This is a genomic window from Alterinioella sp. (assembly GCF_058343375.1).
This window is the reverse complement of record NZ_JBTUJH010000036.1, coordinates 1-9,354: the sequence shown is the minus strand read 5'-3', so window position 1 is coordinate 9,354 and position 9,354 is coordinate 1. Positions and strand designations below refer to the sequence as shown.

7 protein-coding genes are annotated in these 9,354 nt (G+C 64.1%); all 7 read left to right on the top strand.

From position 1 onward, the window contains the following. A partial coding sequence (locus ACW8PS_RS06060; protein ID WP_491526416.1) for an aminomethyl transferase family protein occupies positions 1-1,149 on the top strand: 1,149 nt, incomplete at its 5' end. 310 nt (positions 1,150-1,459) lie between these two features. Next, positions 1,460-3,184, top strand: a complete 1,725-nt coding sequence (locus ACW8PS_RS06055) for a sensor histidine kinase (protein WP_491526415.1) — start codon at positions 1,460-1,462, stop codon at positions 3,182-3,184. Continuing rightward, a complete protein-coding gene (locus tag ACW8PS_RS06050; protein WP_491526414.1) occupies positions 3,181-4,515 on the top strand; it encodes a sigma-54-dependent transcriptional regulator in 1,335 nt (444 codons plus the stop codon). The genes ACW8PS_RS06055 and ACW8PS_RS06050 overlap by 4 nt, the downstream gene beginning before the upstream one ends. A gap of 155 nt (positions 4,516-4,670) precedes the next feature. Beyond that, positions 4,671-5,684, top strand: a complete 1,014-nt coding sequence (gene dctP / locus ACW8PS_RS06045; RefSeq protein WP_491526413.1) for a TRAP transporter substrate-binding protein DctP — start codon at positions 4,671-4,673, stop codon at positions 5,682-5,684. Positions 5,685-5,763: 79 nt separating this feature from the next. Beyond that, positions 5,764-6,408: a TRAP transporter small permease subunit gene (locus ACW8PS_RS06040; RefSeq protein WP_491526411.1), complete on the top strand. Its 645-nt coding sequence runs from the start codon at positions 5,764-5,766 to the stop codon at positions 6,406-6,408. Position 6,409: 1 nt separating this feature from the next. Beyond that, complete coding sequence (locus ACW8PS_RS06035; RefSeq protein ID WP_491526410.1) at positions 6,410-7,810, top strand: TRAP transporter large permease; 1,401 nt, start codon at positions 6,410-6,412, stop codon at positions 7,808-7,810. A gap of 157 nt (positions 7,811-7,967) precedes the next feature. Then, a partial coding sequence (gene xylB / locus ACW8PS_RS06030) for a xylulokinase (RefSeq protein ID WP_491526409.1) occupies positions 7,968-9,354 on the top strand: 1,387 nt, incomplete at its 3' end.

The window sequence follows — 9,354 nt, the reverse complement described above, 5'->3', positions numbered from 1 at the left end:
CATGCATTGCAAAAATCCATCGGGGCGCAGTTTGGCCTGAATTATGGCTGGGAGCATCCGCTCTGGTTTGCCGCCAAGGGTGAACCGGATCACGAGACCTATGGTTTTGAGCGGCAGAACTGGTGGGCCCCGGTGGGCCGTGAGGCGCGGATGCTGCGCGACGTGGCCGGGATCATCGACATCTCGAATTTTGCCAAATACGAGGTCCGGGGGCCGGGGGCCGAGACCTGGCTGAACGCATTGTTCGCCAACCGGATGCCGCGCGCGGTGGGCCGGTCCTGCCTGACGCCGCTGATCGGCAAACGTGGCGGCGTGGCCGGTGATTTCACCGTCACCAGGCTGGCTGAGGATGATTTTCTGGTGGTCGGGTCGGGCATGGCCGAACGCTTTCATCAGCGGTTTTTCAAGGCGATCCCGTTGCCTGCGGGCACCACATTCACCAGCCGAACCGAGGCGATGTGCGGCTTCAATGTGGCCGGGCCGCAATCGCGCGCGCTGTTGCAGCGCCTGACCAACGCGCCCCTGGACAACGCCGATTTCCCCTTCATGCGATCGGCCCGGATCACGGTGGCGGGCATCGAGGTGATTGCCATCCGGGTCAGCTTTACCGGTGATCTCGGCTGGGAGCTGCACTGCGCCGAGGCCGATCAGGTGGCGCTCTATTCGGCGCTGCTGGAGGCGGGCAGGGATCTGGGCGCAGGCCCTGTGGGCGGGCGGGCGCTGATGTCGCTGAGGGTTGAAAAGGGATACGGGTCCTGGGGCCGGGAATATTCGCCGGAATACTGGCCACAGGAAAGCGGATTGGCGCGGCTGATCAAGATGGACAAGGAGTTCCTGAACAAATCCGCTTATGTCGCGATTGCCGACAGGCCGGCGCGCGAAGTGCTGGTGGTGATGGAGGTCGAGGCAGAGACTGCCGATGCCACCGGAGGTGAGCCGATCTTCCTGCCCGATGGCACCCCGGTGGGGCAGGTCAGTTCGGGGGCTTATGGCTATCATGTCGGCCTGTCGCTGGCGCTTGGCTATGTGAAGGCCGATCACGCTGCGCCGGGCACAAAGTTGCACATTGCCATACTGGGCCGCCCGCACAGCGCCCGCATTCTGGATGGCGCGCCGTTTGATGCCGATGGCAGCCGGTTGCGCGGCTGAGGCCTGAAGGCGGCGAAAACCCGGGCCGGATGTCGGGCTGGATGTCGGGCCGGGGGGGGCTGATGGTGCGAAACGGGCGGCGGCGACGTTCAGAGCCCTGACGGCGATGGTTTCGCCCCGGAATCGGTTGCGCCGGTAGTTGGCGCGCGCGCCATGCCAACCGGCCGCAAAGATGTTTCCGGCGCGCGCGCCAGTTCCGTCCCGGCCCGGCCCGGGGCGTGAGGCGGCTGGCCCCACGCGGCTGCGGTTTTGCAATCGCGGCAAAACCGGCTATCACCCAACCCAATTGCCCATTTTGAGCGTCCCTGCCATGAAACTGACCCGGCCCCTGCTGCTGATCTTGCTGTTTCTTTGCATTGCCGCCGGCACCTATTGGGCCTCGGCGCGCTATTTCCGGGCCGGGGAAGTGACCCGCGCCGAGGGGCGGCTGTCGCTGTATCGCAGCACCGTGGTGGCCGAACTGAACCGGTTCTCGCATCTGACCTTTGTGCTGTCGCAAGACCCGTTTGTGATTGCCACGGCGAATGGCGGGCCGACGCGGCCGCTGGATGAGAGGCTGGCCGATTTCGCGGCGCAGGCGGGGCTGGATGCAATCTATCTGATGGATACCGAGGGGCTGACGATCGCGGCCTCGAATGCCGGTCAGCCGGGGTCATTTGTCGGGCAGAACTATTCTTTCCGGCCCTATTTCACCGATGCTATGGAGGGGCGGCAGGGGCGGTTTTACGGTATCGGGGCCACCACCGGCCTGCCGGGATATTTCATTGCCGATCCGGTGCTGACGGAAACCGGCGAGGTGATGGGGGTGATTGCCATCAAGCTGGACCTTTCGGCGCTGGAACAATCCTGGCGCGAGGGTGGCGAACAGGTGCTGTTGGCCAATGCGGATGGCGTGGTTCTGCTGGCCTCGAACCCGGCCTGGAAATACCGCACGCTGGCCCCTCTGGACGCCGCACAGCGCGCCACCATCGCTTCGGCGCGGCAATTCAGCGGCCAGGCGCTGGAGCCTCTGGACTGGCGGGCGGACGGCTCGGGCCGGTCCGAGATTGCCGGTCAGGAAGTGATCCACCTGATCGGGGATGACCTGCCGCATGGCTGGCAGTTGCATTATTTCGCCAGTGTCGATCCGGTGGCCACGGGGAGCTGGCTGGCGACCGTGTTGGCGCTGGTGCTGGCGGGCGGCGTCGGTGTGGTCGTGCTGGTGCGCCGCAATACGTCGATTCGGGCCGCGCTGACCCGGTCCGAGGCCGAAGAGGCCGCCCTGCGCCGCGCCAATGAACGCCTCGCGGTCGAGATCGAGGACCGCCGCACCGCCGAACGCCGCCTGGAACGCACCCGCGATGAACTGGCCCGCGCCAGCCGTCTGGCGGCGCTGGGGCAGCTGGCGGCATCGGTCACCCATGAGCTGGGCCAGCCGATCACCGCGATGCGCAACCATCTGGCCGCCGCCGAACTGGGCGGCAACGCAAACATCACACCACGTCTGACCGGGCTGGTGGAACGGATGGAAGGCATCACCCGGCAGCTGAAATTCTTTGCCAGCCCCGGCGCGGATGCGCTTGGCCCGGTCGATCTGGTCGCGGCAATGGATGAGGCGGTGAAGCTGGTGCAACCCAATCTGGAGGCGGGCGATATTGCCCTGAGCCAGGATCGCCCGGCGGGGCCTGTCATCGTGCAGGGCATCCGGTTGCGCATCGAACAGGTGATGACCAATATCCTGCGCAACGCAATTGACGCGATGGAAGATGGCGATGATCGGGCGCTGACGGTCTCTGTCGGCGGCGAGGCCGGAACCGCCTGGTTCGAGGTTGCCGATCGCGGCCATGGGCTGGGTGATGCCAGCCTTGCCGATCTGACCGAGCCCTTTGTGACCAGCCGCGCTTCGGGGCAGGGCATGGGCCTGGGCCTGGCCATATCGGCGGGTATCGTGATCGAACATCATGGCGTCATGCGGGCCTGGAACCGGCCTTCGGGCGGGGCCGTGTTTCGGGTCGAGATCCCGCTGGCGCAACGATCTGAGGAGGCCGCAGAATGACCCCGCAATTCAGCGTTCTGATCGTCGATGACGACAGGTCCATGCGCGCCTCGCTGGTGGATCTGCTGGAGGCGGCGGGCTGGCGGGTCGAGGCGCTGGCGCGTGCGTCACTGGTGATCGACCGGCTGCCGGGGCTGGCCCCGGATGTGATCCTGTCCGATGTCCGGATGCCGGAAATGTCGGGGCTGGAATTGTTGGCGGCGCTTGACCGCGTCACCGCACCGCCGGTGGTTCTGATCTCGGCCCATGGCGATATTCCGATGGCGGTGCAGGCGATGCAGGACGGGGCCTACAGCTTTGTCGAAAAACCCTATGACCCGCGCCGTTTGCTCAGCATTCTGCGCCATGCCGGCCAACAGCACCGCATGGCCCGTGGCACCGACCGGTTGCGCGCGCGGCTGGCCGAATTGTCGGGGCTGGATCGCATCTTGTTGGGCACCACGCCCGAGATTGCCGCGCTGCGCCGCGATGTGCTGGATCTGGCCACCACCGACGCGCCGGTGTTTCTGCAGGGCGAAACCGGCACCGGCAAGGAACTGGTCGCGCGCGCCCTGCATGACCTGAGCCCGCGCTCTGATGCGCCGTTTCTGGCGTTGAACTGCGCCGCGATTGCCGTGGACCGGTTCGAGGCCGAGATGTTCGGCGTCAAGGGCGAGAACACCGGCCGGTTGGTTGCGGCCAGCGGCGGCACGCTGTTTCTGGATGAGATCTGCGCCTGCCCGCTGCCGGTGCAGGCCAAATTGCTGCGCGTGATCGAACAGCAGGAGGTAACCCCGATCGGCAGCCCGGCCCCGGTGCAGATTGATCTGCGGGTGGTGTCTGCCTCGAATGAAGATGCTGGTGCGGCCGTTCTGGCCGGCCATCTGCGGCAGGATCTGCTGTTTCGCCTCAACACGGTTGTGTTGACCCTGCCGCCGCTGCGCCAGCGCCGCGATGATCTGGTGTTGCTGTTTACCCATTTCCTGGATCATTCCGCCCGTATCTATGAGGTCGCCGCGCCTGAATTGACCCAGGCCGACATGGCCGCGCTTCTGACGCATGACTGGCCCGGCAATGTCCGCGAGCTGCGCAATGCCGCCGAACGTCGGGTGCTGGCGGCGCGGCGCGGGGGTGGCTCGGTCACCGATGCCATTCGCGCCAATGAGGCCCCCGCCGATGTGCCCGATACCCTGCGTGAGGCAGTGGCGGTGTTTGAACGCGAGCTGATCGGCAAGGCGCTGCGTGCCCATGAAGGCCGCATGGATGCGGTGGCCGAGGCGCTGGGCATCGGCCGGCGCACGCTGAACGAAAAGATCGTCAAACTGGGGCTGGACAAGGACGCGCTGCTTTAGGGGCCGGATCCTACACCGAATTTCCCCGCGAAAGACCCTCACGCGGATTTCCGCAGGCCCGTGCCCGAAGCTTGCGCAATTTCTTTCATAGCCATGCCGCATAACTCGTGAAAAACTCCGCCCATCCGCAATCATGCGATCTTTGGGAGGATCTGATGAAAAAACTGCTAACCGCTACTGCCATTTCCGCGCTGAGCGTCGGCATTGCCACCGAGACAATGGCCCAGGAATGGAATGTATCCGTCTGGGGCTCGCGCCGGGCCTTTACCGAACATATCGAGCGCCTGGCCGAACTGGTGGCCGAGCGCACCGATGGCGAGTTTACCATGAACATTTCCTATGGTGGCCTGTCGGGCAACCGTGAAAACCTTGATGGCATTTCGATCGGTGCCTTCGAGATGGCGCAGTTCTGTGCCGGGTATCACCCCGACAAGAACCCCTCGATCACCGTTCTGGAACTGCCGTTCCTGGGTGTCACCAGCCTGGAGATGGAGCGCGAGATTTCCATGGCGCTCTATCAGGAACCGGCGGTGCTGGCGGATCTGGCGCGCTGGAATGCGGTGCCGCTGATGCCTTCGCCGCTGCCGCAATACAATATCGTCGGAACCGGCGATGCCCCCTCGACCCTGGCCGATTTCGAAGGCATGGCGGTGCGCGCCACGGGTGGCATCGGGGCTGCCATGGCCACTATCGGCGCGGTTCCGACCTCGATGTCGGCCACCGAAGTGCGTCAGGCGATGGATAGCGGCGTGGTCAGCGCGGTTGCCTTTGCGCCGCATGCGCATATGTCTTTTGGCACCATCGAAAGCGCCACCTGGTGGACGACGAACCTGAACCCCGGCACGGTGAACTGCCCCGTCGTGGTCAATTCCGACGCGCTGGCGGATCTGTCAGAGGAAAACCGCGAGATTTTGCTGGATGCCGTCGATGATGCGCTCGACTATTACATCGACTATTACAACAACCAGACCATGGCCGCCTGGGGCCCGGCGCTGGAGGAACGCGGCATCGAACTGGTGACCTTCAGCGATGAAGAAATCGCGGCCTTCCGTGAGGCCGCCGCCGCCCCTGCCGCCGCCGCCTGGATCGAGGAGAACACCGCCCGCGGATTGCCGGCGCAGGAACTCTATGACATGGTCACCGGCCTGATTGCCGAAGGCAATATGTAAGCCAATTGGCCCGCCCCCGACCAAAAGGGGCGGGCCGCCTTTTTCAACCATCCCCACTATCCAAAAAAGGAGATCCGCAATGGCCGGAGCCTCTCTTGTCCTGACCGATGACAGTTTTGTCAGTCGGCTGGACCGCCGGTTGCACCGTCTGGAACATGTCTTTGCCCTGATCAGCGGGCTGGCGGTGTTCGGGCTGATGATCCTGGCTGTGGTCTCTGTCGGTGGGCGCAATGCGATGAACCAGCCCATTCCCGGCTATGTCGACTGGATCGAACAGGCGATGCCGCTGATTGCCTTCATGGGTATCGCCTATACGCAACGCGAGGGCGGGCATATACGCATGGATATGTTGGTCGGCAAGCTGCGCGGGCGTGCGATGTGGCTGGCCGAGCTGTTCACGACACTGTTGATCCTGGTGCTGATGCTGCTTCTGGTCTGGGGCACTTTCGCGCATTTCCTGCGCAGTTTCGACCTGAGCCAGCCGATGTGGAGCCGCGACAGTTCCATGGATATCGGCCTGGCAATCTGGCCCTCGAAACTGTTGATCCCGGTGGCGTTTTCGGTGCTGTGCCTGCGACTGTCGTTGCAGGTATTTATCTATGCCCGGGCCCTCATAAGTGGCGAGAAACGGCCCGTCGGCGTGCCGCTGATTGCCGATCCCGCAACCCAGGCCGCACAGGAGGCCGCGACGGTTTCCGGCGGCAATAACGCAGGCGGGCGCTGACATGGAACCCATTCAAATCGGTCTTATCGTTTCAGGCTTCATGCTGGTGACCGTCATTCTTGGCATGCGGGTGGCCTTTGCGGCCGGCATGTCGGGGCTGATCGGCCTGGTCTGGATCTTCTGGAGCCGGCGCGGATATGATCCGGAAGATTTCGTCTGGGCGCTCAGTGTTGCGGTCCAGACTGCCGGGCAGGTGCCGCATTCCAAGATATCCTCGCAGGCGCTCAGCCTGATCCCGACCTTCATCCTGATCGGCTATCTCGCCTATCACGCGGGCTTGACCAAGGCGCTTTTTGAGGCTGCCAAACGCTGGATGGCCTGGGTGCCCGGCGGGCTGGCCGTATCCACGGTTTTTGCGACCGCCGGTTTTGCGGCCGTGTCGGGTGCGTCGGTGGCGACCTCTGCCGTGTTCGCCCGTATCGCGATCCCGGAAATGCTGGCGCTTGGCTATGACAAACGCTTTGCGGCCGGGGTTGTGGCGGCGGCAGGCACGCTGGCCTCGCTGATCCCGCCTTCGGCCATCCTGGTGATCTATGCGATCATCGTGGAACAGGATGTCGGGCGGTTGCTGCTGGCGGGGTTCATTCCGGGCGTTTTCTCGGCCATCGTCTATACCCTGCTGATCATCGGCATGGCGTTGACGATCAAGGGTTTCGGGCCGCCTCTCACCGGGTTCACATGGCGGCAACGATTCGAGAGCCTGCCACCGGCGCTGCCGATCGTGGCGGTCGTCGTGATCATCATCTTTTTTGTCTATAACCCGTTCGGCGGAGACGCCTGGGGCACCCCGACCGAGGGCGGCGCGATCGGCGCGTTCATCATCTTCCTGATGGCGCTGTATCGCGGTATGCGCTGGCCGGCGCTGCGCGATGCGCTGCTGGAAACGGCCAAGCTGACCGTGATGATCTTCACCATTATCTGGGGCGTGCTGATCTATGTCCGGTTTCTGGGCTTTGCCGATCTTCCGGGGGCATTTTCCAACTGGCTGACATCGCTTGACATGCCACCGATGCTGATCCTGATTGCCATTCTGCTGGCCTATGCCGTGTTGGGCATGTTCATGGATGCGATCGGGATGCTTTTGCTGACGCTGCCGGTTGTTTTCCCTGCTTTCATGGCCCTGAATGGCGGCATGGATGTCGCGGCCGCAGATAGCGCATTTGGCATGTCAGGCCCGATGGCCGCGGTCTGGTTCGGGATATTGGTGGTGAAAATGGCCGAGTTCTGTCTGATCACACCCCCCATCGGCCTGAATTGTTTCGTGGTGGCAGGTGTGCGCGATGATCTGACCGTGCAGGATGTGTTCAAGGGCGTGATGCCGTTTTTCATTGCCGATGGCATTACGATCGCCCTGCTTGTGTCCTTTCCGATCATCGTTCTTTGGCTGCCCATGCAAATGTGACGGGCCGTCAAACCCTCCACGCCTTATCGGGCCTTCGGACATCTCCGAAGGCCCGTTTTCTTGGCGGGGCGGTTGACCGGCGCGTGTTTCGGGTGCATTATTTTGGTCAGCAAAATAAATATTGCGGGCCATGCTGCCCGTTTCGGGGGGAGGAATGATGTATCTGGGCCTTGATCTGGGCACGTCGGGTTTGCGCGCCGTGCTGGTCGATGCGGCCGGTGCGGTGGTGGCTTCGGCGGAAGCGGCCTGGCCGGTCAGCCATCCGCATCCTGGTTGGAGCGAACAGAACCCTGCCGACTGGATCACCGGCTGCGAGACCGCGATGGCGACGCTTCAGGCAGAGGCACCGGGGCCGCTTGCCGCGCTCAAGGCGATCGGTCTGTCGGGGCAGATGCATGGCGCGACGCTGGTCGGGGCCGATGATCAACCGCTGCGCCCGTGCCTGTTGTGGAATGATACCCGCGCCGCAGATCAGGCGGCGGAGCTGGATGCCACGCCAATGGTGCGCGATCTGTCCGGTAATATCGTCTTTCCCGGCTTCACCGCCCCCAAATTGCTTTGGGTCGAAACCCATGAGCCAGAGATTTTCGCCGCCACCGCCAAAGTGCTGTTGCCCAAGGATTTCCTGCGCCTCTGGCTGACCGGCGATCATGTGTCGGACATGTCGGATGCGGCCGGCACGTCTTGGCTGGATGTCGGGGCGCGGGATTGGTCGGATGTGCTGCTGGAGGCCGGGCATATGCGCGCCGATCAGATGCCGCGCCTGATCGAGGGCAGCGAAAGCGGCGGCCAGTTGCGCACGGCGCTGGCGCAAAAATGGGGCATTGCCGACCCGGTCGCGGTGGCGGGCGGCGGCGGTGACAATGCGGCGGCGGCTTGCGGCGTGGGCTGTTTGCGCGAAGGTGACGGGTTTGTTTCGCTGGGCACGTCGGGCGTGCTGCTGGCCGCCAAGGACAGGTTCGCGCCTGCGCCGGAGGCGGCCGTGCACAGCTTCTGCCACGCCGTGCCCGACACCTGGTATCAGATGGGCGTGATCCTGGCGGCCACCGATTGCCTCAACTGGTTGTCCAAGACCGTGGGCGAGAGCCCCGCGACGCTGGCGGGCAAGCTGCCGGGCACAATCTCCGGCCCGTCGCCGGTGCTGTTCCTGCCTTATCTTTCGGGCGAGCGCACACCGCATAATGATGCCGCCATTCGCGGCGCGTTTGTGGGGCTTGATATTGCCACCGATCAGGCCGACTTGACGCAAGCGGTGATGGAAGGTGTCGGCTTTGCCCTGCGCGATTGCCTTGCGGCATTGCAATCGACCGGCACCGATTTGACCAGCATCCTGGCCATCGGCGGCGGCACCGCCTCAAGGTTCTGGCTGGAAAGCCTCGCCTCGATCCTCGGCCTGCCGCTGAGCCTGCCCGCGAAGGGCGAATTTGGCGCAGCCCTTGGTGCCGCCCGTCTGGCGATGGTGGCGACAGGCCACCCCATTTCTGACGTCATGACATCGCCCGAGATGTCCGAAACCATTGATCCGCGCCCGGATCTGGCCGCGG

Bases quoted from the DNA above. Each gene is read 5' to 3' on its own strand.
- ACW8PS_RS06050 (WP_491526414.1), top strand. From the start codon at position 3,181: ATGACCCCGCAATTCAGCGTTCTGATCGTCGATGACGACAGGTCCATG.
- dctP (WP_491526413.1), top strand. From the start codon at position 4,671: ATGAAAAAACTGCTAACCGCTACTGCCATTTCCGCGCTGAGCGTCGGC.
- ACW8PS_RS06035 (WP_491526410.1), top strand. From the start codon at position 6,410: ATGGAACCCATTCAAATCGGTCTTATCGTTTCAGGCTTCATGCTGGTG.
- ACW8PS_RS06055 (WP_491526415.1), top strand. From the start codon at position 1,460: ATGAAACTGACCCGGCCCCTGCTGCTGATCTTGCTGTTTCTTTGCATT.
- ACW8PS_RS06040 (WP_491526411.1), top strand. From the start codon at position 5,764: ATGGCCGGAGCCTCTCTTGTCCTGACCGATGACAGTTTTGTCAGTCGG.